The sequence below is a fragment of the Anoxybacillus mongoliensis genome, from assembly GCF_014201515.1.
Taxonomy (GTDB): domain Bacteria; phylum Bacillota; class Bacilli; order Bacillales; family Anoxybacillaceae; genus Anoxybacillus; species Anoxybacillus mongoliensis.
Genome location: NZ_JACHEQ010000002.1, coordinates 107,295 through 132,687, shown reverse-complemented (window position 1 = coordinate 132,687; position 25,393 = coordinate 107,295). Strand labels below are relative to the sequence as shown.

Genomic DNA, 25,393 nt, shown 5'->3' with positions numbered 1-25,393 from the left:
ATGAACATGCTTATTTTTGATTTGGTTGGGAAGATGGGACATTTTCGAAAGATAGATACGAACTCATCTTCTCTATCATATTTTTTTCCGCCGCGAACAACGGTTATAGGAATTATTGCGGGTATTTTAGGAATGGAAAGAGATAGTTATTATGAGCAGTTTTCAGAGAATCAATGCGATATCGCACTTTCTGTACGTACTCCCGTCCGGAAAATGGTTCAAACAGTAAATTATATGCTAGTAACATCTAAAAGTCATCTCAACAATAGTAAGGGGCATACACAAATCCCACTTGAGTTTGTTTTACCTAGGAAAGAAGAAGTACATTTGCGATACCGCATTTATTTTTCACATGATGATTCGTTTATTTATGAAAGTGTGAAGAAGCGAATACAAGAAAATCGCTATATTTATCCTCCATACTTGGGACTTTCTGAACTTATTGGGCAATTGGAATGGATTACCGAGGTGGAAGGGGTACAAAATGAGGCAGGTAGGTTAGTGCCGATTCATTCTGTTGCTCGCGTTTCCCAGTTACGTGAACGCTCAATTCAGCTATCTAATGAAATAAGGATTGTTAAAGAGTTCATGACTCGCCACTTCACAAAGGAAAGAATGATTCAAGAAACCGATTACTATTTGTTAGAGCAATCGCGGCAACTAGTAGCTACTCCCGAGGTACCGTATGTTACTGTCATGTACGGTGGGGAAAAAGAAAACGTGTTATTTATGTAGCGCAGCGACGTTCGAATTGCTGCGCTATTTTTAAGGGGGCGAAAACATGTATCTATCCCATACAAACCCGGATAAACAATTAGTTGTTCATTTATGGGAAGTGTATGAGTATTCGAGTGATATGCTGAAGCACGTGCCGTTATCCGAAGAAAATCGAGAAGTATTGCTATATATCAATAAGATTGTTTCTTTGACTCACGATTTTGGCAAATACTTATCCTATTTTCAAACCTATTTAAAAAACGGAGAAACGCAAGGGGACTTGCATCATCATTCATTTATTTCTGCTTTGTTTGCAGCTCACCTTTTATGTCGCTCAAGTTTCTTGGTAGCTTCTTGGTCTGAATTTGCTCCATTATTAGGATATTTTATAATTATGCATCACCATGGGAATCTGCGCGATATAGCATTAGATGTAACAAAATCACGAGATATTTATGAAGATAGTGTACAAGACTCTCTTCGCTATCGTATTCGTATTTTGAAGGAGCAGATTGAGGATGTAAAAAAACATATATCAGATATCACAAAGGATCTGCGTCCGCTATGGGAGAAGTTATGTGTCCCTCTCTCGTTGGAAGAGGAACTTCAAGACTTTACGCAGGACTACGAAAAAAGCTTTGATGAGGTATACCGTCAATACTATTTTATTAAGAAGAAAAGGAGAGGAGAGGTAACGGATAATTTATACTACTATACCTTATTGCTATATTCAGTACTAATTAATGCTGATAAACTGTCAGCTGCAAATATTAAAAGACAGCCACGTGTCCACATTCCTTCAGATCTTGTTGATCAATACCGTAAAATCCATTTCAATACAGAAGTAATAGAAGGGACGAATGGATGGCGCAATCGAATGTACAATGTTGTAATGGAGCGACTCCAATATATTGCGAACACAAAGCCAGAGCAACGATTGTTTACACTAACGGCACCAACTGGCGCAGGAAAAACATTGTTGTCGATTTCAGCTGCTTTGAAATGGAGAGAATATGCCGAACAGCATGAAGGCTATACACCAAAAATTATTTATGCATTACCGTTCACAAGTGTTATTGACCAAAACGAGAAAGTCATTCACGATTTGTTAAAACAATTGGAAGATTTCACATGGAACGAACAGCGATATTTTGTAAAGCACCATCATTTGTCTAATTTTCAGTATCGTACAAATAATGAAGAATTACCTGTTAGGCAGGCACTGTTGTTGACGGAAAGTTGGGAAGCTGAGTTTATTGTAACAACATTTGTGCAATTATTTTATACATTGATCGGTTATGAAAATAGAGCACTAAAGAAATTTCATCAAATTGCAGGAGGCATTATTATTCTTGATGAAATACAAAATGTACCTGTTGAATATTGGCCTCTGCTTCGCTCGGTATTATACAAAATGGCTGAATTATTTAGTTGCAAAATTTTATTACTAACAGCTACACAGCCTTTAATTTTTCCAAAAGATGAGACAATAGAGCTTCTAGAATCTGACATGATAAAGCCGATTAACTTCTTTAAGGAAATGGAGCGTGTGGAGCTTCATCCGTTTAGAGGAGAAAGAGGATTTTGTAATGTGGATGAATGGATTGAACAGTTTCAACTTCGATTTGAAGAGGGAAAAAGTTACTTATCCATTTTTAACACGATTAAAACGTCAATTGATGTATATGAACGATTAAAAGGTTGGCTAAAACAATACGGCTATCATGTGATATACCTTTCTACTAATATTGTCCCTTACGAACGTAGGCAACGGATTGAAACAATGAAGCAACTTTTAAAAGATAAGAAGAAGGTAGCTGTTATTTCTACACAAGTAGTCGAAGCTGGAGTAGATGTTGATTTTGATATTGTTTATCGTGATATAGGTCCAATTGATGCCATTGTCCAAGCTGCAGGTCGCTGTAACCGGAACGGAAAAGCAAGGGAGTTTGGCAAAGTGTATATTGTTCCGGTAGAAAGAAACGGAACTTTAGAGTCGCAGTACGTATACGGATCTGTTCATACGAAAATCGCAAAAGAATCGTTGCCGAAAGAGACAGTTTCAGAGCATCAATTTTTTGATATTATTTATCGGTATTTTGAGAGTGTACAAAATGCTAAATCATTTACTGTATCAGAAGGGATTATACGGGCGATAGAGGGATTGAGATTTGATGCAAAAGAAAAGAGCGAGTTCGACTATGTATCAGACTTTCAACTAATTAAAGATGTTCACCAGGCAGTAGATGTATTCGTTGAAGTAGATGAGCAAGCAATGGCTATTTGGGAAGAGTACATTTCAACGGTAATTGAAGAAAAAGATTTAGAAACAAAACTTGAAAACTATTTACACTTGAAGAAAGAGGTACGTCAGTATGTCATTTCTTCCCCAATCCAGCTTGTGAAAAATTTAGATCGTGACTTGTACGAGAAAACTCGAATGCTCCGATTACCAAATGACATATTAAACCAATATTATCATTGCGAATATGGATTAATTCGCTCAAGTGAGATGGTGGATGCATGGACTATGTAATGGATGTAAATGGTACACATATTTGGTATTACTTTATTTGCAAGCGTGAAGTCTGGCTTATTGTGCACCAAATAGCAGCTGATCAAGAAGATGATAACCTTGAAATAGGGCGGTTTATTTCTGAAACAAGTTATCAACGTCAGAAAAAAGAAATAATCATTGGAAATATTAAAGTGGATCGTGTACGCCGTGAAGGGGATACACTTGTTGTCGGTGAAGTGAAAAAATCATCCACTTATGAAAAAAGTGCATATTATCAACTCCTTTATTATCTTGATACACTTCGGAAAATGGGAATAACAGCTCAAGGAGAGCTTTTGTTTCCAAAAGAGAAGAAAGTGATTAAAGTGGAATGGACAGAAAAAGGGAAGCAAGTATTAGAAGAAGCCATTGCTGATATTCGCAGTATCGCCCGTTCACCTGTACCTCCAGAGCCGAAAAAGATCGGATTTTGCCGTAGTTGTGCTTACCGAGAATATTGTTGGGCGGAGGAATAGAAATGAAGAAAACGCTTTATATTTTTCAAAATGGAGAGTTGTTTCGGAAGGACAACAGTGTTTGTTTTGAAACATCTGAGCGGAAACGTGTGTTGCCTGTCGAGGATATTAACGATATTTACATTTTCGGTGAAGTGAATGTAACGAAAAAGTTTTTGGAGTTAATGGCACAAAAGCATATTTGTATCCATTATTTTAATCATTATGGTTATTACACCGGGACATTTTATCCTCGGGAGCACTTAAATGCGGGGCATGTTGTTTTGAAACAGGCTGAAGCGTATTTGCATCCTGAAAAACGTCTTATTCTAGCGCGAAAATTTATTGACGGATCTATCGGACAAATGATTCAAGTGTTGAAATATTATCAAAATCGCATACAAGAGAAAAATGATAAATTCAAGGAAATGATTTTAGATTTTCAGCAGAGCTGCTCCAAGCTGGAACAATGGACTAGTGTTGAAGAAATGATGGCAACAGAAGGGCATGTACGTGAGAAATATTATCGTATGTTCGATGACATTTTGAACAATCATCCAGACTTTTTGTTTGAAAAACGCTCGAAGCGCCCACCTCTAAATCGTTTAAATGCGATGATTAGTTTCGGAAATCATATTTGCTATACGATGTGTTTGAGTGAAATCTATAAAACATACTTAGATCCACGAATTGGTTTTTTGCATGCGACAAACTTTCGGCGGTTTTCACTTAATTTAGATGTTGCAGAAATTTTCAAGCCGATTATGGTAGATCGTTTAATTTTTACGCTTATTAATAAGAAAATGATAACGAAAAAAGATTTTGATAAGCATATGGAAGGAATTTTATTGTCTGAAGAAGGACGCAAAAAGTTTATTGAAGAGTTAGACAAACGGATGAAAACAACAGTTAATCATCGGCATCTCGGGAAATCCGTATCCTATCGACGGCTTATTCGGTTAGAGCTTTATAAAATTCAAAAACATTTACTCAGTGAAAAAGAATATGAGCCATATCGCTCATTATGGTAGGTGTCGATATATGTTTGTTATTCTTGTATATGATTTTGATAAGAGAAGGGTTTCAAAAGCATTGAAAATTGCACGTAAATATTTATACTGGGTTCAAAACTCAGTATTCGAAGGGGAGATTTCTGAAGCGAACTATGTGAAGTTAAAAGCGGAGCTGGAAGACATTATAGATCCAGATGTTGATTCAGTTATTTTTTATACATTCCGCACGCAAAAATATTCAAAACGTGAAGAATTTGGTTTGAAAAAAGGCGGAGAGGAATTTATTTTATAGAGGGGAAAAGACGAATGAGATTGACGATTACGTTACGGGGAATAGATGGGGCGGTCACATTGCCACTCCATTATCAGCAATACTTACAGGGGCTAATCTATCATTCGCTAAGCGACGAATCATTTGCTTACTTTTTGCACGAGCGTGGATTTCGCAAAGAAAAACGATCGTTTAAGTTGTTTACTTTTAGCCGCTTATTTGGCGAACATTATGTTCAATATGATGCGAAAACGATTACTTTTGTTGATTCGATTCAATGGCACATTGGAACAATACTTCCTGAATTAACGCAGCAGTTAGGGGAGTATTTGCTTCTTCAGCCGTATGTGAACATTGGCGATCAACGTGTTATCATTGAGCGAGTGGAAACCGAAAAGCGAGCGATTGAGCAGCGTGAAATTGAAATCGAAATGTTGTCACCAATGACTGTATACAGCACGTATGAAACGGTGGATGGGAAGAAAAAAACACAGTTTTTTGATCCGAGTGATGAAGTATTTCCGCATTTAGTTGAGCGGAATTTTCATAATAAATATGAAGCATATTACGGGATTCCACCAAGCGATCGGTTACTCATCGAACCTGTCGATGTTCGAAAAAACGATCGGATCGTAACGAGCTTTAAAGGCTTTTACATTACAGCGTGGAAAGGGCGGTATAAGCTTATTTCTTCTCCAGAACATTTAACGTTTTTGTATCGTGTGGGAATCGGTGGACGGAATTCACAAGGATTTGGTATGTTCCGTATTGTAAATAGAAAGTGAAGTATTTCACAACAGTCGTCGACCTCCAATCTTGCAAAAACCCCGGGGGATCGACGACAGTTTGTATTTTGCAACTTTTTTAGACGTATCAAGGCATAAAGACCATTGACTGAATTTTCGAATGTATGTATAATGAGTTTGTATAGCTTTTCCATGTGTTGATTTATCAACAGTTTTTTGGGTTTGTATCGTACCTATGAGGAATTGAAACCAAGAAAGTTATTCAGTCGCAAAGAGAGGAGCTTCGGAAAGTTTGTATCGTACCTATGAGGAATTGAAACCTATTCTTGTCGTAGCTTTCACGGATGACACGCAACGTTTGTATCGTACCTATGAGGAATTGAAACAAAGATAAAGTAGCTGTAGATGTTGCTATGGATATGACTGTTTGTATCGTACCTATGAGGAATTGAAACACTTGTTGCTGTACGCTTTTGAGTCGGTTCAATTTCGTTTGTATCGTACCTATGAGGAATTGAAACTGTCCGGACTTGATCAGAAAGTTGAACCTGTGCCAAACAGTTTGTATCGTACCTATGAGGAATTGAAACTATGCTGAAACGATCGGCAACGAGGAAAAAGCTGAAACGGTTTGTATCGTACCTATGAGGAATTGAAACCGTGAGAATCAGCCTTCTGATGTAAATATCGGTTGGAGTTTGTATCGTACCTATGAGGAATTGAAACCTTCGCCAGTTTCTAAAACTACGTACGAATCTTTGTGTTTGTATCGTACCTATGAGGAATTGAAACAAAACTTCGCCCCCGCAACTTGTAAATGAGTTTTTCCAGTTTGTATCGTACCTATGAGGAATTGAAACTAGATGAAGCAGGTAACTATTTTGCTCCAGAAGATTTCCAGTTTGTATCGTACCTATGAGGAATTGAAACAAAGTTGATATTTCTAATGACTTGTATGAAAAGCTCGATGTTTGTATCGTACCTATGAGGAATTGAAACTCTCCGTATTCTAACATCACAGGGATACCTTGTTGTAGTGTTTGTATCGTACCTATGAGGAATTGAAACCGAAGCGAGTTGAAAGCGGCCTTGGATGTTCCTGAAAAAGTTTGTATCGTACCTATGAGGAATTGAAACTGGCGTGCTATTGAGCGTGAAGAAGTGAAGTTGCGCGAGTTTGTATCGTACCTATGAGGAATTGAAACTTTGTTGCAACCTTCTGTTTCTTCACCGACAGGAAAACGTTTGTATCGTACCTATGAGGAATTGAAACTTCAAATGACCTCATCGCCGACAATATCAACTATGTCACGAGTTTGTATCGTACCTATGAGGAATTGAAACAGATCATCGGGAAGAGAATATGCGATGCTTGTGGAAGCGTTTGTATCGTACCTATGAGGAATTGAAACCCACCTGTTGCGTAGGTTGTGCTTGCGCTTTCTTTTGAGTTTGTATCGTACCTATGAGGAATTGAAACAGAACACATGGAACGACATCAAAGAGTATCTTTCATCTAGTTTGTATCGTACCTATGAGGAATTGAAACTGGGTGCAATTATGGACGAGGCGACGGACGGATTTTTGTTTGTATCGTACCTATGAGGAATTGAAACATGATTCTTCTTCTCGTGATGTTCTCTTTGGTTTTTCTGTTTGTATCGTACCTATGAGGAATTGAAACTGAGGCAACAATTGAACCGATTGCGATACAGATGAGTTAGTTTGTATCGTACCTATGAGGAATTGAAACTCAAAATTGGGACACAATCAAAGCGAAAGCAATTGAAAGTTTGTATCGTACCTATGAGGAATTGAAACGAAGACGATAACGAGCTGTATAAGTATGTTGAAAAACTGGTTTGTATCGTACCTATGAGGAATTGAAACGCTTTGAAGTGGCAATGACAATTTTGAAAAACGGCGGCAAGTTTGTATCGTACCTATGAGGAATTGAAACGTTTACTAATCTTACAAATAGAAGAATGTCATCATTGAGTTTGTATCGTACCTATGAGGAATTGAAACGTTCTTTTCGGGTTTGACAAAGACTTGAGTCAAGTTGTTTGTATCGTACCTATGAGGAATTGAAACAAAACACAGTTATATTTGCACTCCAACACTTTTTGTGTGTTTGTATCGTACCTATGAGGAATTGAAACAAAAATGCCCGCGTTATATCTGTTTCAGAGGGGAATGAGGTTTGTATCGTACCTATGAGGAATTGAAACAAGTTTTCAAGGAGCGTTTCTGTTAGAAAGGTTTTCAAAACATTTCTAGCGGGAGGTGAAAGTCTTGCCCGTGCATAAAGCGTATAAGTTTCGCATGTACCCGAACAAAAAACAAGAGGTGCTAATTAATAAAACGTTCGGATGCTCACGTTTTGTGTTTAACCATTTTCTCGTCAGATGGAACGACACATACAAAAAAACAGGGAAAGGACTGTCTTATCAGGCGTGTTCTTCGCAATTGACCAAGTTGAAAAAAGAATACACTTGGCTCAAAGAAGTGGACAGCATCGCACTTCAAACCTCGCTGAAACATTTGTCGGATGCATTCACACGATTTTTCCAAAAACAAAACGACAAACCTCGTTTTAAGTCAAAGAAGAACAAGGTGCAATCGTATACAACGAAATACACGAAAGGAAATATAGCGATTGTAGGTAACAAAATCAAGCTTCCGAAACTAGGATTCGTTCGTTTTGCCAAAAGTCGTGAGGTAGAAGGACGTATGTTATCCGTCACTATTCGACGCAATCCAAGCGGAAAATATTTCGTATCCATTCTTGTAAAAACAGATGTGCAACCACTCCCAAAAACACATACTGCTGTTGGTATCGACATGGGTTTAAAGAACTTTGTCATTCTTTCAGACGGAACAACGTATGCGAATCCAAAATTTCTTCGGAAACTTGAAAAAAATTAGTCAAAGCTCAACGCATTCTTTCTAGGCGCAAAATCGGGAGTTCGAATTGGCATAAGCAACGAATCAAGGTTGCTCGCATACACGAGAAAATCACAAATTCCCGAAACGACTACTTGCACAAAATCTCCACCGAGATCGTCAAAAACCACGACATCATCGGGATGGAAGATTTGTCAGTTGCTAGCATGCTCAAAAACAACAAACTCTCCAAAGCGATCTGCGAGGCGTCATGGGCAACGTTCAAAGCGATGATCGCATACAAGGCCAAGTGGTATGGGAAGCAATTGGTTGTGGTGGCGAAAAACTTCCCATCGAGCCAGTTATGCTCCCATTGCGGATATCAAAATAAAGACGTGAAACATCTCACTTTGCGTGAATGGCAATGCCCAAATTGCCATACCCGTCATGACCGAGATGTGAACGCAAGTATCAATATTAAGAATGAAGCCGTTTGGCTTCTAACCGCAGGAACTGCGGGGCTAGCCTACTAAATAACTGAGGGGTGCTTCGGTGTTTGTAGGAATCTCCTGCTTCAAACAAACCGTAAGGTTGTTAAGCGGCGAGTAGTTCAATTGAACGTAGTGGGATAAACATTCCCCCCCTTTCACCTCATTTTCACCATTGACTCGTACACTTACGGTATACGATAAATGATATGTGAATGCGGGGGGATATGTGTTGAAGAAAAATATTGTCAAAATCATCTTAGACGTAGCGATGGCGCTGACGTTTGTGCTGTTAATGAATCCGAGGGTGTTTAATGGATTGCCATTTCATGAAGTGACAGGGTTAGTGATTGGTGTGGCTGTTTTGGTTCATGTTGCATTAAACTACAAATGGGTTGTCCATACGGTGAAAAAAATGTTTGATCGTTCGCTTTCGGGGAAAACGAGATTTAGTTTTTTGTTAAATGTATTATTGCTTCTTTCGATGACGGGGATCATTGTGACAGGTATTCTGATTTCGAAAGTTGTGTTTCCACATCTTCTTAGTGGCGAAAATCATGCGTTGCGTGAGATACATGATGTGTTTGCGAACTTGACGCTTGTGCTTGTCGGCGTTCACATTGCATTACATTGGCAATGGATTATGGGTATGTTTCGGAAAATGTTTAAAACAAAAGAAGGGAGTTGGCGGAAAGGAGCGCTTGTGGCTTCTGCGTTGGTGCTTGCGTTATTTTTCGCAAGTATGCAGTGGCTAGCAGTCAATGTAAAACCAAATGAGGAGGCGTTTAAGCCGAAGTTTGAGCAAAAAGTAGCACAAGCGAGCAAAGCATTTCCACCACCCGAAAAGTTTCGTGAAGGGGAATTTACCCGTAAAGAACGTCACGGCAGTAGCCATCCGTTGCTTGTTATTTTTGGTCACTTTACATTTTGGGCAGTTGTGATTGTTCCTGTTTACTACATGGAAAAACGAATGCGTCATAAGCGACGAGTTCGTGTATGAAAAAAGGTGTCCCGAGTGTGTGGGACACCTTTTGTTTATGATCCTTTTTTTCCTTTATCATGTTTATAACATTCATGAAATAGCTTCATTAATGCACGTTTTTCGATACGTGAGACGTAGCTGCGAGAAATGCCGAGTTCTTTGGCGATTTCGCGTTGGGTGCGTTCAGGTTGCATGTTTAAGCCGAAGCGACTAACAATGACTTGGCGCTCACGATCGTCAAGGACGTGCAAATGTTGGGCGATGTTTTCGAGCTCATTATTTTTTTCAATCATATCGCTAATGTCCTCGTCTTCCGACTTTAATACATCTAGCAAGCTAATTTCGTTTCCGTCGCGATCTTGCCCGATTGGATCGTGAAGAGATACATCTTTTTTTGTTTTTTTGAGCGAACGTAAATGCATAAGTATTTCGATTCTAATATCAATAGTATGCGGTAAAAAATAACAATAATAAATAACAATCATGAACAAATAGACGCAAGCTTTGCACTAAGCATTTTATTTTCGATATAGTCCATCCGCCTTTCACAAATTTCAGCTGGCACACGGAACGTTTCCTGCATTTCATATACGATGAAGTCGCGTTTTTGTGAAAAATCGATATATGTAAGCATATGATAAGGGATCGCAGCGAATAACGTAAATCGCTTTGTTTGTGATTCTTGAAAGTATCTGAATGAGTCCGCCATTTTCGATTGATCGCCGACGTGCAAAAACAAATGCCCGACTTCATGAAAAAATACTTCACGGCGCTTGAGCAATTCTAAATCGTTGTGAAGCCCTACAATTTTCAAGTCGTCGCAGTATTCCGCAAACGATCCGAATTTTGACTCGACAAGCAAAATATCGAATTTCCTTGCGATATACTCTTCATCCAGCTGGGAAGGATAGATGATGCCGTTTTGCTGATATGCTTCCGAGATATGCTTTTCTAAGTCACAAGGCTTATATAAGTACATTCCACCTCATCCCCCACAAGTTTTTCTTTTATTATACAAACATACGTTCTTATTTACAAGAAAAAGAAAAATCCCTAAGTTTGACTAAAAGGGATTTTATTTTTTCGCAGCTGCCGCCTGGCGTTTAACTACTTCACGTTCTTTCCAAGCTACAATCTTGTTCTCAACAAATTCAATTGCAAAACAGTCGATATGATGTGTATCAGCTTCGGCAAGTGCGGCATTGGTATATGTTGTAGTAGCAATAAACCACCCTTTTATGCAACGATGATTACGTTTTGCCCCAACTAATTCGCGAATCTCTTTAACTGTAATTTGTCTTCCTGAATTTATATAGTGTTTGCATTGTACAGCGATTTTAAATTTTTCTTTCTTGTCTGTAAGAATTAAGTCAACCCCCTTGTCTTGTGCAGGAGGGGTGATTTCTGGATTGTAGCCCATTGCTTTGAAATATAAATAACAAAGCCGTTCAAATTCATAACCGTTTAGATCGCGTAACGGTAGAGAAATGATTTCATCATCCGATCGGACACCATATTTCTTTTTGTTCCCATTTAATGAGTTCTTAGCTGTTGATTTCTTTGTTGAAGCACTTTTCCGAGGAGTGTTTTTCTTTGGAGAATTTTTAGCTGGAAGCATTCTTTCAACTAAGGCAGGGATGACAATTATTCCAAACAATAACGTTCCCCAAAAAGCATATACGTTAGCGAACTTAGAATAGTTCAGCAGGATTACAGCGAGAAACGCGAATCCCACTAAACCAGCAATAAGTTGCCTCTCTTTTTTACCCATTTGTCTTCTCCTTTTCTTGTCGTGCTTTCCACTTAATGAATTCAATATGCTTCTTAATTTCCTCGATCTCTTGTTCTGTCAGCCCGTCCATGTCGAAAAAGAAAAGGTTTCTCCCTTCTTTACTATCGATAGTTTCATGTGGATTATCAGTCCGACCATAAAGATAATCTATTGACACTCCGAAAAAATCAGCGAATTTAGCTATTAATTCGATATCTGGTGTTCTTGATCCGTTTTCATATCCTGAAATTGTTGATTCGGCAAGCGAAAAAATTTTTCCAAATTCTTTTTGACTAAGTTTTTTTTGTGAGCGCAATTTTCTTAATCGTTCTCCAAATTTTTGATTCATGACAATCCCCCTATCATTTCAAAAAATATTATACCTTTGCAAAACGCAAACAAAAATATTTTTTAAAAAACTTCACAAAACGCGTTGACACTTTGCGTTTTGTGAAGTAATATAATAATTGAACAACGCAATACGCAAAGTATTATGGGAGGTGAAAGTAATGAACCTGCTAAAAGAAGCCAGAATTGCGGCTGGTTTAAGCATTGAAAAAGCCGCAGAGAAACTCAATATTTCGGCTGGATATCTTTCGCAAATTGAAAATGGACATCGACATGTGAGCGCAGAACGCGCAGAACAGATTGCAAAACTGTACAAAAAGCGTAAAGATGAAATTTTTTTACCTTCTCGCTACGCAGTACGCGAAGTTTCATCTAATCCAGCTTGAAAAAGAGGGTGATCTTTTTTGCAAAAATTCAAACGGGTATGGAACAGTTCAAACGGAAAGTATCGCGTTGTCGGGATACAGTTTGACGATGAGATAACGGCAACCATTTTCGTTCAAGTGGAAGGGCAGAAAACATCGTTGACGTATAACATGCGCACAAAAGAAAAACTTCCAAAATACGTTGTTGATGCATGTGAATCAATCAAACAAGAACTTACATTTCTTTGTAATCATTGTAAATCAAATTAAATATCGAAAGAAGGTGTCGAAATGCTCAAAAAAGGGTTCTATCTTGAAGAAATCGACAAGAAAAATAAAGCTTTATTGTGTATTGATTACATGCTTGAAGCGATTTTTAACAAAGATTATGAAACGGCAGAGATCGAAGCGAAAGAATTTTTAGCAGTGATTGGAATGCTCAAAGAAATTGAAGCAAAAAAAAAGCGTCGTTCAGAGCTTGAGCAATTAGTTAGCGAGATGCAGAAACGAGGAATAAAGATAGATTTTGCAACGAAGGTATATGCCTAGTTAGGAGGGGATTGGGGGTGAAAATCACCGTTGTAAAAGGACCGTTGTTCAACCAAGTGGAGAAAGAAGTGTATGCGTATTTGGCCAAAGTGCTTCCGGAACAGTATGAAAAAGCAAAAGGAAGCGAAAACAATGAAAAAGCGTCATAAAAAAAGCAGCAAGTGCGGCAACACTTACTGCAAGGCACAGAAAAAACATTCTTACTGAAAATATAACACGTTTCGCGGCATTTTTCCATATTCGGCTCTCTTTTTTGGGAGTCGCGCAATCAAAAAAGGGCGGTGTTTTCAATGAAAAAAGCAAAAACAAAAGAAAATCCGATGGAAAAATACGTTCCTGCGGTCATGCGATGGATTGAAAATACGTTTGATATGAGTGCAATTCAAGTCGAAGATTTTTCCGTTTTCCCAGCTGGAAAGCTCATTCGCGACGAAAACGGGCACACAATGGTTGTTTTCTATGACATTTGGACAGAGCAAGTCAAATACACATTTCCAACAGGAAAGTGAGGAACGAAAATGCAAGCAGCGATTGACTTACAAGCAGGACTTGAACGGCTTTTTCCTTCCGCGAAAAAGCCGTTGAAAATCATTCGTTTAATCGGCTATTCGCGTATGAACACGGAGAATGATCCAAACAAGGCGTATAGCGTCGCAAAACGACCGTGCATGAAAGGATGGCAAGACCTAAATCGTCCAGGTTTGACAGAAGGCGAGATTCGCTCTTGGTTGCGGCAAAAAGGATGGACAGGTCTTGTTATTCCGGACGGGTACGATTGCGTGGACATTGACGATCGAGAAGAAGGGGAGTTGATTTTCAAAGCTCTCCTTCGCGAGGGATACAAGTTTCATGCGATTCAAACAGTACGAGGGTTTCAATTTTTCTTTCGTTCAACAGGCGTAATAAAAGGGCAGGATGCCACGGTGCTTATGGCTGGCGGTTTCATCGGCGACTATCGACTTTCCGGGCGCGGGCAGATTGTTCTTCCAAACGAAAATACAGGCGGACGCGAATGGGTACATATAGCAGACGGGGAACTTTCGCCGATGCCGATCTATTTTGAGCGATTAAAAAAGATTGATAAAATGCAACGTCCTTTTCCGATTCCGATGCATGAGGGAGGACGGAACAACGCGCTGTACGCGCATTGCTGCCGTCTTGTCGAATTTGGTTATACACCAGAACAAGTTTCCGAGATTGCGAGTTTCTTAAACCGATATTTTTTCCTTCCTCCACTGGATCAGCGAGAATTTGCAAGCACACTGAATAGCGCACTCAAACATAAGCCAAGTGGAACGAACTATTCTTCTCCGCCACTGATGACTTTCCCAGCACGGAAAGAAGGAGAACCGAAAAAGTTCAACTTGACCGAAATGGGGAATGCCGAACGTCTTGTTGCTCGAAACGGTCAAAACCTGCGTTATTGCGTTGAGTTTGAGGAATGGCTGATTTGGGACGGAAAGACATGGATGGAGGATAAAAAGAAGCAAATTGAACGTATCGCGATTCGAACGTTTCGTGAAATGTACGCCGAAGCAGCACATGAAGAAAACAACGATGCACGAAATGAGCTACTTAAATGGGCGAAGGCGAGTGAAAAAAGTTCTGTATTCATAAATTCCATTGCTAGGGCGGAAGCGATGTTACCAATCAGTCAGGAGGAGTTGAACATGGACAAATTTTTATTGAATTGCGCAAATGGAGTGGTCAATTTACGGACAGGTGAGCTGTTGCCACATGATCGCAAATACATGATGACGAAAAACACACATATTCCATACGATCCAAATGCCAAATGTCCGACGTGGATTGCATTTTTAGAATCCATCTTCCGTGATGGTGGCGATGTAAAGCAAGACATTATTAACTTCCTGCAAAAAGCGATAGGATACACTCTTACAGGCGATATAAGCGAACAAGTGGTGTTTTTTCTATGGGGAACAGGGAGAAACGGAAAATCAACGTTTGTAAACACGGTGAAGGCGCTATTAGGAGATTACGCAAAGCAGACGAACTCGAACACTTTTACAGCGAAAATGAACGATTCGGGGATAAATAACGATATTGCACGTTTGCACGGTTCGCGTTTTGTATCAGCTGTTGAAAGCGAGGACGGTCAAAGGCTGAGTGAATCGCTCATCAAACAGTTAACGGGCGGTGAGCCGATTACAGCGCGCTTTTTGCGGAAAGAATTTTTCGAGTTTGTGCCTGAGTTCAAAATTTTCTTCACAACGAATCACAAGCCGATCATTAAAGGAGATGATGAAGGAATTTGGCGACGCATTCGTCTTGTTCCGTTCACCTATACGATTCCAAAGGAACAAGTGGACAAGCATCTTCCAGAAAAATTGATGAACGAACTTCCTGGTATATTGCGCTGGGCAGTCGAGGGATGCTTGAAATGGCAAAAAGAAGGCTTAGGAGAGCCGGAGGAAATCAAGAACGCAACGGATGAATACAAAGACGAAATGGATCTTCTTAGCAATTTCTTGAACGATTGCTGCGTGATCCATCCAGACGCGAAAGTGCAATTGAACGATCTTTACAAAGAATATATCGAATGGTGCGAGGAAAACAGTGAGATTGCGATGAAAAAGCAAAAGTTTTCGGCGCGTTTAGTGCTGCGAGGATTCGAAAAACGAAAATCCACCGGAAACAAAACATTCTTTTTCGGCATCGGTCTTTCAAACGAAAGTTACAAAGTTACCACTAGTTACTCAAATTCGGGTAAATCGCCTATAGGCGATACATTTACGGAAATACAGGAAAATAAGTCACTTAAGGTAACTAGTAACTTTGTTGAGGAGGAAATTTAGTTACTTAGTTACCATGAGTTACTCATTTCTAGGTAAATCTCATATATAGCGATATATAGGAAAATACCCTTTTTTAAGTAACTTGAAGTAACTAGGTAACTTATAAGGAGGCTCTATATGTTATATAAAATTTTTTGTGAAATAGATAATCTAAATATTCAAATAAAAATAAAAAACAAAAAACTAAGTTTGATATATGAAGAAGGCACATTGCCATTGGATTTAAAAAAACAAATCAAACAGCATAAACAACAGCTAATAAAGCGCCTGGAAGAAAACGAAATGGCACGTGAAAAAGGTTTTCTTGTCCATGCCTACGGTGAAATGTACGAGTTTCGCTACGGTGCTGGTGCATATCTTTTCATCGAGCGCGAAGGGGAATTTGCTTATGCCTGGCGTGCGAACTACATGCCGGAGGACAAGCAACCATACAAAACAAAAATTCTTGCTGAGCGTGTTCCATTTGAAAAAGCGTTCCAGGAGGCAGCCGGTTTCATTGACTGGCTGCAACGGCAAAAAAGGGGTGTAAAAGGTGCTTAAAAAAATGATTATGCCGATGGGCTTCATGTTAGTTTGCATAATGTTAGCAATGTATTCGGTAACAATTGTGAAGGATGAAATGGATCAAGTAATGATTATGAGTACTTTGTTTGGATATGGAGCAGGCTACTTTGTCTGCGCGTTAGGTAAAGAGCTAGAAAAGAGGGATGACAAATGACAAAAACATTCAAGTCCTATTTGCGTGAAGCCATTGAGAACGTGAAAGATAAACGAATTGGGCAACTCATTCAAATGGGACGAGTAAAGATGGAAGACGGTCGACAACTATATGAATTGACGATATCTGAACTAGAACATGAATACAGATGTATGAAGGAAAAGAAGGTGTTTTTGTGATATATCGTTTCTTTTGCGACAAATGTGACTTTGAAGTTTGGAGTATAAAAGTTATTCCTAAACTGAAATGTCAATGTGGTTTTTATGTGCTATGTGAAGAAAAGGAGGACTGAAAAATGCGACTGGACATATACACTTGTTCAACGTGCGGCGAAGGTTTTTCGGTTGAAGAGGACAAGCAACCTATCACTTGTCCTCTTTGTGAATCGAAATTATTTGAATTTTCTAATACAATCATCGGATCGAAAATCGAACTTGATTACGCTGATATGGAATTGTTCGAAGCATATCTACAAGATTTCTTACGTGATGTTAGAGGTATTGAAAAAATCGAAAGTGTTTTTACTGAAATATTGGATGAAATTTTCATTGAAAAGTCAAAAGAGTATGCAAAGAACCCTGCGAATAGGGGGGCATGCTGCAAATGGCCAGATGATGACCTTCCGTTTTAGAAAATAAAACAAGGGGGAGAGAATTGTGAGAAATACAATGAAAAACACAATAAAAGAAATCATAGAATCGATGGTGCTTTCTCTAATTTTCGCGTCTTTAACAGGAGTTTTTTTGTACTTTTTGACTTCCAGATAAGAGATAGGGGGAGATGAGATGTATTTGTCACAAGTGAAATCAAATGGAAAGCAATATATATATTTATGTTCATACGTTGGAACACAGGAATATTCAACAAGAAAAGAAAAACGTGTATATTCTTTTGGGGAAACAAAAAAAGCTTTGATAAAAATGAAACGCTGGAAAAGAAAATTCAACGAGTTTCCAAATGAATTACTAAAACTTGGATGTGGTATGGCAGAGCTAGAAGAGTGGATTAGAACAATAGAAACAGGCATAACGAAAACGGGAAGAAGTTTTAAAACGAACGTGAAACGTGCTGCGTTTTAAAGATGTTTATAACATCTACAAATTTTCACGACACACATCGATGAATGACACAATGCACCGAAAAATATCACTTATTTTTTTTGACCATCTAAAATCGAGTGATGCAAAATTCACTCGATTTTTGTCATAATATGACCAAAATTTTTTGGTGATATGAAAACGACAAAATTCTCTGTACATTTGAATTTGGAGGTGATATTCATGGATGAAACAGAAATTCAAGAAATTCAAAACGAAAATACTTCCAATGGCGATATACAAGGTGTTCAACAGTATGTCGACTTACGATCGCATACGACAATTGAAACGCCAGAGGGAAACATTCATATCATTCATGAAATCACACTCGGTGAAATTGTTATTTCTGTTTTGATCGCTGCAACACTCATTTTCATGTTTTTAGAACGCATGATGAGGAGGTAGAAAAATGTATTCCCTTGTCTTTGCGACGCCAAAGGACATTCTTGCGACATACCTCGTCATCATGGCATCCTGTATCGCATCATTTCCGATCGTAATGTTTCTCATATCTACCCTAAAAGGTGTGAAGCGATGGTGACGACTGGGACACTCGCAGCATACGCTTTCAAAACGGTTTTTGGAAATGCAGATGTGATGACAGGTATCGCCACATGGACAATATTTTTAACGCTTTTGTTTATATCTATCGCCATATATAAAGAAACGAGGAGGGAGTAATAATGTCGAGCATCGGGAACGTTTTTGACTGGGCGTTTTTCTGGGGTGTATTCGGATTTTTGTTGAAAACAGTTGCTCCCTTCATCATGTTGATTATAGCTATTGTGGCGGTAGGAATGCTTCTCCACGGTGTGATCGTAGCGATCAGATCGAGGTCGTGATATCATGCCAGAATTTCAAACATTTTTCACACCAGCACGACTAAATGAGTTTTGGTATTACGTCAAGTGGCTGCTCTTTTACGTTGCGCCAGCCATTATGATCGTTGCAGCAGCTGGAGCATTGTCTATGTTTATTGCGATGATAAAAAAATCATTTGCAAATACAAAGAAAATTGACGAAAACGATCAAAACGGCGAAGATTACGAAATTCGACGTTACTAAGTTTTCAACTAGCATTTGCTAGTGGAATATAAAAAATTTTAATTTTAAGGAGGAATTATACATGCCTGCTTTAGGAGCTGCTATTGATTTATCAGGTCTTTCTTTACCTTTTACGGTGGCAGATGTGATTGGAAGTGTGAACTCTTTACTTGGTTGGGTGGGACCATTCGTACTCTTGGCAATCGCATTAGGTTTTGCACCAAAAATTATTGCTTTTATCAAATCAATTTTCGGTCGCGCTGCATCGCGATAAGCAAGAAAAAAGGAGGAGCGATCCTCCTTTTTCCATAGAAAGGGCGTGTCGTATTTTAGATGTTTAAGAAAATCAACATCATACTTTGTTTCTTGCTCCTTGTATCATTTTCCAAGCCTTTTTTTGCTTCAGCAGCAGGGGAGTTTCAAGTAATTGAAGTTTACGATCCGCAAAACTTAATCAGTACGCCGCTGCATTATAACCCGAATTATCACGGAATTGATGTTATTCTTGTTTATTTCTCCGGAACAAGTATTAAGAAAGTTCAATTTTCTGATTATGCTGATTCTTCTTTTAGTAATCCGTTAAATACAAAAGTGAAGAATGCATCAGATTATGGATGGAGTTACTTCAATGGATTTTACTTTTCATGTAATAGGTATTATTTAGCTGAATTTTTTGGAGCAAGTGATAACTTACTTTTACGTATAAAAATTCAAGTAACAGGTTTAGTCAATCCTACATGTGATTCGTCATCGTATGGGAATTATGATGACATGGGAGGTAGTGAATCAAATTCTTGCAATTCATGTGAGCTCTTCTCATGTCCAGGATGGAGTGATTATATGGGGAAACTTGATGAAATAAAAAGCGCAATCCCCCCAGCACCTAACTGGAATCAAGTAGCAACAACGTTTCGCGACACAATTGTACCGCAACTTGTGTCAGATATAGGAACGCTCTTTGGATCAGCTCCAAGTGCACCAACCGAGCCAGCTGAATTATCGGGATTAGACACACGAGGAATTGAAAATAAAGTGCCAAGTATGCCTGATTCGGGGCTTGATACATTGGGATTTACGAAAGGAAGAATTGAAAGCGAAGCACCTGTCATTGAAGAACGTGCTGACCCAACAGGAGGATGGGATATTTCAGATCCAATTGCTACACTTCCTGACTTTCCAAGCATGCCAATCCCAGGAGAAACTGATCCGAAAGGTTGGGATGCAGGAAAACCAAAAGAAACGGAAACACAATTGCCAGTTCCAAAAGACCAAGAAGGAACACCGGACACAGGTAATGCACCAACGCCAAGCCAAAACAACGACACACCGCCAAGCCCAGGCGACAATGGAAACAACGCACCAACCCCAAACCAAGCAGATTGGAATGGTACGGAATACTACAAAAAACACCCTGATGATCCAGATGGGAGTGGGGGCTGAAAAAAATGTTAAAAAAAATATTTCTTACGTTATGTTTTCTTTTACTGGGATCTCAACTTCAATTAAGGTATGCTTTCGCTTACTCAGGCGGTCTTTTAGACGGAAAAACTATTTATATTGGGAACAATATTAATAGCATTGTTGGCACGACTAATCTAGTAACGGATAACGATGACTCAACGGGAATACAGCTTGATATTTCAACAGGAACAACAAAAACCTTATGGTATAAATTCGATAACGCAAAAAGCGTGATAGCTTATCAATTCAAAAGTGACAGAACAATGCTTATGAGGTTTTATAATCAATCAGGTAGTATTTTATATTCTTTTTCTGCATCTGGGGTCGGGTTAAAAAAAAATATAACTCAAATTGATAATGTTTATTACGTTAGTGTAACAAACACTGATACAAGGAAGCACTATGTATATGAATTCGATGTTTTTGCAATACAAGACACTATCCCACCTCATGATATTACAAATCTAAAAGCGAATGTTAGCGCTACAAAGATTGACTTGACGTTCGAGCAACCAACTGATGTTGATTTTAATAGCACAAAAATATATCTAAACGGCGTTCTAAAAGCAACGCTAGATAAAACAACAAATTATTATTCACTCAATGGCTTATCACCTGATACTAGCTATGACATAAAAATAACAACAGTTGATAATAACAATAATGAATCGAATGGCGTCACGACAACAGTTCGAACTTTACCGCTTCCTAATGTTATAAATTTAAGTTTAGTGCCTTCAACTAACTCGCTTTTAGCTCAATGGATAAATCCTATAGATTCAGGATTTATAGGAAATGACATTTATTTAGATGGAAACTTTATCACTTCTTTAGATAAAACGGCAACGTCATATAACTTTACTAATCTAAACCCAAACACTTCATACGCTGTAAAAGTTGTTTCTAAATTTATCGATGGGTACTCATCGAAAGGACAGACAGCAACTGCAAAGACAACAATTCCAGTAGAAGATGTCGCTGACCTGCAAGCCGACGCGAAGTATGACCGCGTCAAACTCTCGTGGACACGTCCGAACAGCGAATTTTTTTCTCATGTTAAGATTTATCGAAAAAATGTCGAACGAAAATCTTTTTGGGATCAACTCTTTGGCACGACATCTGTTTCCGCCGAAAACACATCGGATGGCTATACGCCTATGTTCGAAACAAACGGAACGTACTGGATAGACTTGACTGTCACGCCGGACACGACATATTCGTACAAGGTGACATCGGTCAATATTGAAGGGGACGAGTCGCAAGGGGTAACGGTTGAAACAACAACGCCGTCCGAGCCTGTTCCAGTCTTAGCTGGTGTGGCGACAACGCAAAACGAAAACGGCGACTATGTCGTCACATGGACAAGCCCGTCAAAAGGGACAGTCAAGCTACTAATTGAAGGGAGAGAGTATGCACAGGTAGACGCAGCAACAAAACAAATCGTAATAAAAAAAGAAGATATGAAAACGGACTTTTTTGGAGCATATGCAGCGACGCTCATTCCTATTGGTGAATATGGAACGAAAGGACAAGCCGTTAATGTCCCAAGTTTAGGAGGAAAAATTGACTTTCCTTTAAGTTTTCAAGACTTTCTCGAAACGACAATAAGCATTCTTGCGTGGGTCGCACCGTTTATTCTCTTATCGCTTATGTTCATCTTTTGGCGACCAATTTTCAACTTTATCAAGAAAGTAATTAGTAATGAAAGGCGTGTGAAACAATGAATTTTAGTATATTGCAAGCCGTATTGGAAATAGTTTTTCAACGCTATATGGTATATCTCACGCCTATTTTGTTTCTTTTTACCGTTTTTTTGTTTTCTGATCGTCTTGTCGCGTTTTTATACGACGTTTTCAAACGTAGTAGGTGATAGCAATGAATTACATGTACATGTTTGTTGTAGGTGGGATTTTGACCGACGCATTCGGAAGACTTTTCGATGTCATTTGGGGCGGTATCAAATGGATCGGACGACTATTAAAAAAACTGTTTCAAGGGCTTGTTGACCTGTTTGTTGGCTTTTTTGAAGTCATCTATGCGTTGATTGACGGTCTGTTGTATTTTCTCTACAAAATCGGTGTTCTGGCAGTGAAGTTGTTTATGCTGTTTTTTGAACTTGCGAAAATGATTGTCTCCCTGTTTGTCGGTTTTGCTCGAACACTTGCCAGTCTCGTATATGTCCCACGCAGTGGAAGTGGGAATGGCTATTCTGAAATGCTTGGCAAAATTTTCACCGCGATGCAACCATTGAAACTTGAACCGATCGCGTATATATTGCTTTTCATCCTATGGATGTTTACCGCCATCGCCGCAATTAAGTTGCTATCGTCTATTCGGATAGGAGGGGAATAATGGCTATAAAAGAGCAAATTCGCGGTTTTATCGACAAAATTTTTAACCCTCCTATTACGTTTTTAGATATGGCAATAGAGAAATTGAAAGCTGTTGGGAAATTGACAGCACAAGGACTAAACGTTGGAAAGTATTTAGCGATTTTTGGCGATATGCCGAACGCATGGCAGCTTGTCATTTCATCGGCACTGATGTCAGTTGTCATTCTCGGCTCGTTGCTTATTTTCCGTTCTGTTATGCGTTTATATTACAGCTTGAAAGAAGGTGTGAAGTGGTGGTAGATGCGTTTTTCTACATGTTTACGCTCGGAGCTGGGGCAGCTTCCGGTGTTGGTGTGGTCGCATTTTTTGGATGGAAGGTTGTCCAGTTTTCAAATAGAAAGAAAAAACAACAAAGAAAGGCGGTCATCTAATGGCACTTTTCAAACGAAAAGAAAAAGATGAATTCTTTCCAGAAACAAACGACATTCTAATTGTTTTTGATGATGAAAAGAAAACAAGTGATATACAACGTATTTCTGATATTCGTGATAATGCAATATATGTAACGGGTAAGTACCACATTCCGTTGGATGATTGTGAGGTGACGACAGGACCAGAAGGACGGCATTTTTTCTATCGCGCGCCGTCACGTTCTGTCCAGGAAACAAAACGACTTGCGGAGCTTGAAAAAAGTATTGTATTGCGACAAATAACGTCGTATCGCCAGCCAGAGCCTCCGAATCAGCTCGACATCACAAAGATTCTCCTCTTTGGACTTGTGTTTTTCGCTTTCATTGTGATGGGAATTTCAAGCTGTTCCGGAGGTGGATCGTGATGCAAGGAACAAGCAATGCCGAAAAGCTACAAAGCGTCATTTCTGATGATTTGTTTCCGCAGGTGCAGCACATATCGGACGTAAAACAAGTACTTGAAGAAATGACGACAAAAGCTCAAGAACTGCAAGAATGGCAAATTAAAGCGATTTTGTTACTCGAAAGTCTTTCGAAGAATGAATACTTGCACGGAAAAGCCGATCCGTATCGCGAAATTATCAACTTTATTATGCAAGGGAAGGTTCTTGTCGCTGATCCGCAATATTATATCGACACGATTGAAGCACTTATTCCGAAACCGCCGAAGCCTGTCATTGTCGCGCCGAATGGTGTTGAGAAGGGGGGGAAACGGTAGTGGCACATCATTTCTTCATACAAGGTCCGCTCGGTGCTGGGAAAACGTTGATGATGTCGCTTTTAGCGCATCATTGGAGAGAAAAAGTGCGTGCGCGTGGCGGTGATATTCAGTTGTTCAGCAATTATGGTTTGAAAGATTCTATCCCTTTAGAGCATTACACAGACTGGTATAAGGTAGCTGAAGCGCAAGGCAGCATATGCTGCTGGGATGAGGCACAGATGGCATTTTCAAACCGCAAATGGTCGAAATACGGTGCGACGATTGCAACGGAAGTTATGATGTTTACACGCAAAATGAAAAGCGTACAAATATATTGTTCGCCGTCAATCAACAACGTGGACAGCCGTATTCGGCAAATTGTTGAAGTGTTAATCAACGTTCGAAAAATCGGTGACCGCGGTTTTGCGCTTCACTTCACCGACTATCAGACGGGCGAGTTCATGCACAAACAGTTCCTTCCGATGTGGAAGGCAAAGAAAATATTCAAACTTGGTTTGTACGATACGGACACAATGGTACTAGGCTTCCCGTTACCGTCTACTGAACGAGAAGGAAACGAGTTTTTCGAAACACTTGAGGAAATACACGACAAAGCGCGTAAAACGGTTAGGAGGGCTGCCCATGAACTACTCACTAGTGCCGGAGCGATATAAAGAAAAGGATCCACGTACATTGTTGTATCATTTTCCGTCCATTCCAGTCGTGAAATTCGCGAAAATCACGCAGCGATTTTATTTTTTTAAACAACTAGAAATTGCACAGGACATCGTAAATCGGCTGGGCTATATTTTACTTCCGTCCGTCTGTATGCACTGGGAACGAGTGAAACAATTTGCAGATCGACGAATTAAAATCGGTAGAAACTCATTTCTTATGATGAAAATTGAAGAACTTACAGAAAAGGAAAAAGAAAAGCTAAACGAATACGTATCTGAATTGCGAGGAGGAGAAAAATATGCAACTAACTAATGATGAATTAGCTATGCTCATTTTGCATATGAGTATTATGCGTAAAGAAATAAAGAAGGCATTAAAACGCAATTACGGATTTTTTGAAGCAAAGAAAAAAATGAATGTTTATGATTCGATTTTAGACAAAATTACATCGTTTAACGAAAAGAAAACATTACATGATATTGCGCTTGATGACGAAGAATTAGGCATGTTACATGCGTTTTTGTCATCATACACAGTTGAAATTGAACGGCAGGCTCAAAAAGAAAAAATGAATGTGTCAAGTAGCGAGGTATTTCAATTATTAAATGATATTTTATGCAAAGTTGAGGGAATGCAAATTGCAAAAATGCATTGACGAGCTAATAAAAGAATACTATCGCAAACGATATATACTTTCTGAAGCAAAACGGAATGGAAATAAGTTTCTCGCATATATTTACGCGCAAGAGATTGAAGAAATTAAACGCATTTGTTTTGAAAAATACAAAATAATCATTGACTAAGAAACAGATAGCATGCTTGCACATGTTATCTGTTTTTTTTCATTTGTACAACCAGCGCTAGCATATCTTCAAACAAAGGGAGGTATGCGCGATGAATGTACGGGTTATAAAAGGAAAGCATACTG

At 39.0% G+C, this 25,393-nt stretch carries 35 protein-coding genes, 2 pseudogenes and 1 CRISPR repeat array; of the genes and pseudogenes, 33 read left to right on the top strand and 4 right to left on the bottom strand.

All coding sequences use genetic code 11. The features are described from left to right. The 8 genes and pseudogenes from cas5b (at nucleotide 1) to HNR43_RS02735 (ending at nucleotide 10,133) form a co-directional block, all read left to right on the top strand. Entirely contained in the window at nucleotides 1-735 is a 735-nt protein-coding gene (cas5b, locus tag HNR43_RS02770; RefSeq protein WP_006320564.1) for a type I-B CRISPR-associated protein Cas5b, read from the top strand. Between the two features lie 46 nt (nucleotides 736-781). After that, a complete protein-coding gene (cas3, locus tag HNR43_RS02765) occupies nucleotides 782-3,253 on the top strand; it encodes a CRISPR-associated helicase Cas3' (RefSeq protein ID WP_183241070.1) in 2,472 nt (823 codons plus the stop codon). Continuing rightward, a complete protein-coding gene (gene cas4, locus HNR43_RS02760; RefSeq protein WP_183241066.1) occupies nucleotides 3,241-3,750 on the top strand; it encodes a CRISPR-associated protein Cas4 in 510 nt (169 codons plus the stop codon). The genes cas3 and cas4 overlap by 13 nt, the downstream gene beginning before the upstream one ends. 2 nt (nucleotides 3,751-3,752) lie before the next feature. Beyond that, complete coding sequence (gene cas1b, locus HNR43_RS02755; protein WP_183241063.1) at nucleotides 3,753-4,760, top strand: type I-B CRISPR-associated endonuclease Cas1b; 1,008 nt, start codon at nucleotides 3,753-3,755, stop codon at nucleotides 4,758-4,760. A 10-nt stretch (nucleotides 4,761-4,770) separates the two neighbouring features. After that, on the top strand, nucleotides 4,771-5,034 hold the full coding sequence (gene cas2, locus HNR43_RS02750) for a CRISPR-associated endonuclease Cas2 (RefSeq protein ID WP_032100145.1): 264 nt from the start codon (nucleotides 4,771-4,773) through the stop codon (nucleotides 5,032-5,034). A 14-nt stretch (nucleotides 5,035-5,048) separates the two neighbouring features. Beyond that, nucleotides 5,049-5,798 carry a CRISPR-associated endoribonuclease Cas6 gene (gene cas6, locus HNR43_RS02745; RefSeq protein WP_183241060.1) on the top strand — a complete coding sequence of 250 codons (750 nt, stop codon included), beginning with the start codon at nucleotides 5,049-5,051 and terminating at the stop codon, nucleotides 5,796-5,798. A 181-nt stretch (nucleotides 5,799-5,979) separates the two neighbouring features. Beyond that, nucleotides 5,980-7,990: direct repeats of the CRISPR family, unit length 30 nt; unit sequence GTTTGTATCGTACCTATGAGGAATTGAAAC. 64 nt (nucleotides 7,991-8,054) lie between these two features. After that, nucleotides 8,055-9,178: pseudogene (tnpB, locus tag HNR43_RS02740) on the top strand (IS200/IS605 family element RNA-guided endonuclease TnpB). A gap of 184 nt (nucleotides 9,179-9,362) precedes the next feature. Further along, nucleotides 9,363-10,133, top strand: coding sequence for a DUF4405 domain-containing protein (locus HNR43_RS02735; RefSeq protein WP_183241059.1), 771 nt, complete (start codon nucleotides 9,363-9,365; stop codon nucleotides 10,131-10,133). 35 nt (nucleotides 10,134-10,168) lie between these two features. Here HNR43_RS02735 and HNR43_RS02730 read toward each other — a convergent pair. From HNR43_RS02730 to HNR43_RS02715, 4 genes and pseudogenes are all read right to left on the bottom strand, one after another. Further along, nucleotides 10,169-10,555, bottom strand: a pseudogene (locus tag HNR43_RS02730) (sigma-70 family RNA polymerase sigma factor); the annotation flags it as partial. Nucleotides 10,556-10,596: 41 nt separating this feature from the next. Then, nucleotides 10,597-11,094 carry an ImmA/IrrE family metallo-endopeptidase gene (locus HNR43_RS02725; RefSeq protein ID WP_183241052.1) on the bottom strand — a complete coding sequence of 166 codons (498 nt, stop codon included), beginning with the start codon at nucleotides 11,092-11,094 and terminating at the stop codon, nucleotides 10,597-10,599. A 96-nt stretch (nucleotides 11,095-11,190) separates the two neighbouring features. Next, complete coding sequence (locus tag HNR43_RS02720) at nucleotides 11,191-11,886, bottom strand: restriction endonuclease (RefSeq protein ID WP_246346221.1); 696 nt, start codon at nucleotides 11,884-11,886, stop codon at nucleotides 11,191-11,193. Then, nucleotides 11,879-12,235 (bottom strand): helix-turn-helix domain-containing protein, encoded by a 357-nt coding sequence (locus tag HNR43_RS02715; protein ID WP_043967616.1) that lies wholly within the window; start codon nucleotides 12,233-12,235, stop codon nucleotides 11,879-11,881. Before HNR43_RS02715 ends, HNR43_RS02720 begins: the two co-directional genes overlap by 8 nt. Before the next feature lie 160 nt (nucleotides 12,236-12,395). On the opposite strand from HNR43_RS02715, the gene HNR43_RS02710 reads away from it, so the two are divergent. The 25 genes from HNR43_RS02710 (at nucleotide 12,396) to HNR43_RS02600 (ending at nucleotide 25,120) form a co-directional block, all read left to right on the top strand. Then, the gene (locus tag HNR43_RS02710) at nucleotides 12,396-12,620 is read left to right on the top strand and encodes a helix-turn-helix transcriptional regulator (RefSeq protein ID WP_043967617.1); all 225 of its coding nucleotides are present in this window, start codon (nucleotides 12,396-12,398) and stop codon (nucleotides 12,618-12,620) included. An 18-nt stretch (nucleotides 12,621-12,638) separates the two neighbouring features. After that, complete coding sequence (locus HNR43_RS02705; RefSeq protein ID WP_183241050.1) at nucleotides 12,639-12,869, top strand: hypothetical protein; 231 nt, start codon at nucleotides 12,639-12,641, stop codon at nucleotides 12,867-12,869. Between the two features lie 21 nt (nucleotides 12,870-12,890). After that, on the top strand, nucleotides 12,891-13,148 hold the full coding sequence (locus HNR43_RS02700) for a hypothetical protein (protein ID WP_183241048.1): 258 nt from the start codon (nucleotides 12,891-12,893) through the stop codon (nucleotides 13,146-13,148). Between the two features lie 17 nt (nucleotides 13,149-13,165). Continuing rightward, nucleotides 13,166-13,297, top strand: a complete 132-nt coding sequence (locus HNR43_RS14255) for a hypothetical protein (protein ID WP_281380311.1) — start codon at nucleotides 13,166-13,168, stop codon at nucleotides 13,295-13,297. A 141-nt stretch (nucleotides 13,298-13,438) separates the two neighbouring features. Beyond that, the gene (locus tag HNR43_RS02695; RefSeq protein ID WP_221248127.1) at nucleotides 13,439-13,657 is read left to right on the top strand and encodes a hypothetical protein; all 219 of its coding nucleotides are present in this window, start codon (nucleotides 13,439-13,441) and stop codon (nucleotides 13,655-13,657) included. A gap of 9 nt (nucleotides 13,658-13,666) precedes the next feature. Then, nucleotides 13,667-15,964 carry a phage/plasmid primase, P4 family gene (locus HNR43_RS02690; RefSeq protein ID WP_183241046.1) on the top strand — a complete coding sequence of 766 codons (2,298 nt, stop codon included), beginning with the start codon at nucleotides 13,667-13,669 and terminating at the stop codon, nucleotides 15,962-15,964. A gap of 117 nt (nucleotides 15,965-16,081) precedes the next feature. Then, on the top strand, nucleotides 16,082-16,504 hold the full coding sequence (locus HNR43_RS02685) for a hypothetical protein (protein WP_183241043.1): 423 nt from the start codon (nucleotides 16,082-16,084) through the stop codon (nucleotides 16,502-16,504). After that, the gene (locus HNR43_RS02680; RefSeq protein WP_183241041.1) at nucleotides 16,497-16,682 is read left to right on the top strand and encodes a hypothetical protein; all 186 of its coding nucleotides are present in this window, start codon (nucleotides 16,497-16,499) and stop codon (nucleotides 16,680-16,682) included. Before HNR43_RS02685 ends, HNR43_RS02680 begins: the two co-directional genes overlap by 8 nt. Next, nucleotides 16,679-16,861, top strand: coding sequence for a Fur-regulated basic protein FbpA (locus HNR43_RS02675; protein ID WP_183241038.1), 183 nt, complete (start codon nucleotides 16,679-16,681; stop codon nucleotides 16,859-16,861). The genes HNR43_RS02680 and HNR43_RS02675 overlap by 4 nt, the downstream gene beginning before the upstream one ends. A gap of 116 nt (nucleotides 16,862-16,977) precedes the next feature. Beyond that, nucleotides 16,978-17,313, top strand: a complete 336-nt coding sequence (locus tag HNR43_RS02670; RefSeq protein WP_077428881.1) for a hypothetical protein — start codon at nucleotides 16,978-16,980, stop codon at nucleotides 17,311-17,313. A gap of 154 nt (nucleotides 17,314-17,467) precedes the next feature. Continuing rightward, nucleotides 17,468-17,761, top strand: coding sequence for a hypothetical protein (locus HNR43_RS02665; protein WP_183241036.1), 294 nt, complete (start codon nucleotides 17,468-17,470; stop codon nucleotides 17,759-17,761). A gap of 201 nt (nucleotides 17,762-17,962) precedes the next feature. After that, nucleotides 17,963-18,184 carry a hypothetical protein gene (locus tag HNR43_RS02660; RefSeq protein ID WP_183241033.1) on the top strand — a complete coding sequence of 74 codons (222 nt, stop codon included), beginning with the start codon at nucleotides 17,963-17,965 and terminating at the stop codon, nucleotides 18,182-18,184. Nucleotides 18,185-18,462: 278 nt separating this feature from the next. Continuing rightward, nucleotides 18,463-18,621, top strand: coding sequence for a hypothetical protein (locus HNR43_RS14115; RefSeq protein ID WP_012574467.1), 159 nt, complete (start codon nucleotides 18,463-18,465; stop codon nucleotides 18,619-18,621). A 4-nt stretch (nucleotides 18,622-18,625) separates the two neighbouring features. Beyond that, nucleotides 18,626-18,844, top strand: coding sequence for a hypothetical protein (locus HNR43_RS02655; RefSeq protein ID WP_077428875.1), 219 nt, complete (start codon nucleotides 18,626-18,628; stop codon nucleotides 18,842-18,844). Between the two features lie 61 nt (nucleotides 18,845-18,905). After that, a complete protein-coding gene (locus tag HNR43_RS02650) occupies nucleotides 18,906-19,097 on the top strand; it encodes a hypothetical protein (RefSeq protein ID WP_077428873.1) in 192 nt (63 codons plus the stop codon). Between the two features lie 566 nt (nucleotides 19,098-19,663). Next, entirely contained in the window at nucleotides 19,664-20,263 is a 600-nt protein-coding gene (locus HNR43_RS14110) for a hypothetical protein (RefSeq protein WP_246346220.1), read from the top strand. A gap of 5 nt (nucleotides 20,264-20,268) precedes the next feature. Continuing rightward, nucleotides 20,269-22,008: a fibronectin type III domain-containing protein gene (locus HNR43_RS02640; protein WP_183241029.1), complete on the top strand. Its 1,740-nt coding sequence runs from the start codon at nucleotides 20,269-20,271 to the stop codon at nucleotides 22,006-22,008. 160 nt (nucleotides 22,009-22,168) lie between these two features. Next, nucleotides 22,169-22,636: a hypothetical protein gene (locus HNR43_RS02635; RefSeq protein WP_183241375.1), complete on the top strand. Its 468-nt coding sequence runs from the start codon at nucleotides 22,169-22,171 to the stop codon at nucleotides 22,634-22,636. Further along, a complete protein-coding gene (locus HNR43_RS02630; RefSeq protein WP_183241027.1) occupies nucleotides 22,636-22,917 on the top strand; it encodes a hypothetical protein in 282 nt (93 codons plus the stop codon). The genes HNR43_RS02635 and HNR43_RS02630 overlap by 1 nt, the downstream gene beginning before the upstream one ends. After that, entirely contained in the window at nucleotides 22,911-23,048 is a 138-nt protein-coding gene (locus HNR43_RS02625; protein ID WP_183184020.1) for a hypothetical protein, read from the top strand. Before HNR43_RS02630 ends, HNR43_RS02625 begins: the two co-directional genes overlap by 7 nt. Next, on the top strand, nucleotides 23,048-23,452 hold the full coding sequence (locus tag HNR43_RS02620; RefSeq protein ID WP_183241024.1) for a hypothetical protein: 405 nt from the start codon (nucleotides 23,048-23,050) through the stop codon (nucleotides 23,450-23,452). The genes HNR43_RS02625 and HNR43_RS02620 overlap by 1 nt, the downstream gene beginning before the upstream one ends. Then, the gene (locus tag HNR43_RS02615) at nucleotides 23,452-23,805 is read left to right on the top strand and encodes a hypothetical protein (RefSeq protein WP_012574473.1); all 354 of its coding nucleotides are present in this window, start codon (nucleotides 23,452-23,454) and stop codon (nucleotides 23,803-23,805) included. Before HNR43_RS02620 ends, HNR43_RS02615 begins: the two co-directional genes overlap by 1 nt. Then, nucleotides 23,805-24,461: an ATPase gene (locus HNR43_RS02610; RefSeq protein WP_183241022.1), complete on the top strand. Its 657-nt coding sequence runs from the start codon at nucleotides 23,805-23,807 to the stop codon at nucleotides 24,459-24,461. The genes HNR43_RS02615 and HNR43_RS02610 overlap by 1 nt, the downstream gene beginning before the upstream one ends. Further along, the gene (locus tag HNR43_RS02605) at nucleotides 24,430-24,777 is read left to right on the top strand and encodes a hypothetical protein (RefSeq protein WP_183241019.1); all 348 of its coding nucleotides are present in this window, start codon (nucleotides 24,430-24,432) and stop codon (nucleotides 24,775-24,777) included. Before HNR43_RS02610 ends, HNR43_RS02605 begins: the two co-directional genes overlap by 32 nt. Further along, complete coding sequence (locus HNR43_RS02600) at nucleotides 24,764-25,120, top strand: hypothetical protein (RefSeq protein WP_183241017.1); 357 nt, start codon at nucleotides 24,764-24,766, stop codon at nucleotides 25,118-25,120. The genes HNR43_RS02605 and HNR43_RS02600 overlap by 14 nt, the downstream gene beginning before the upstream one ends. The last annotated feature ends 273 nt before the right edge of the window (nucleotides 25,121-25,393 follow it).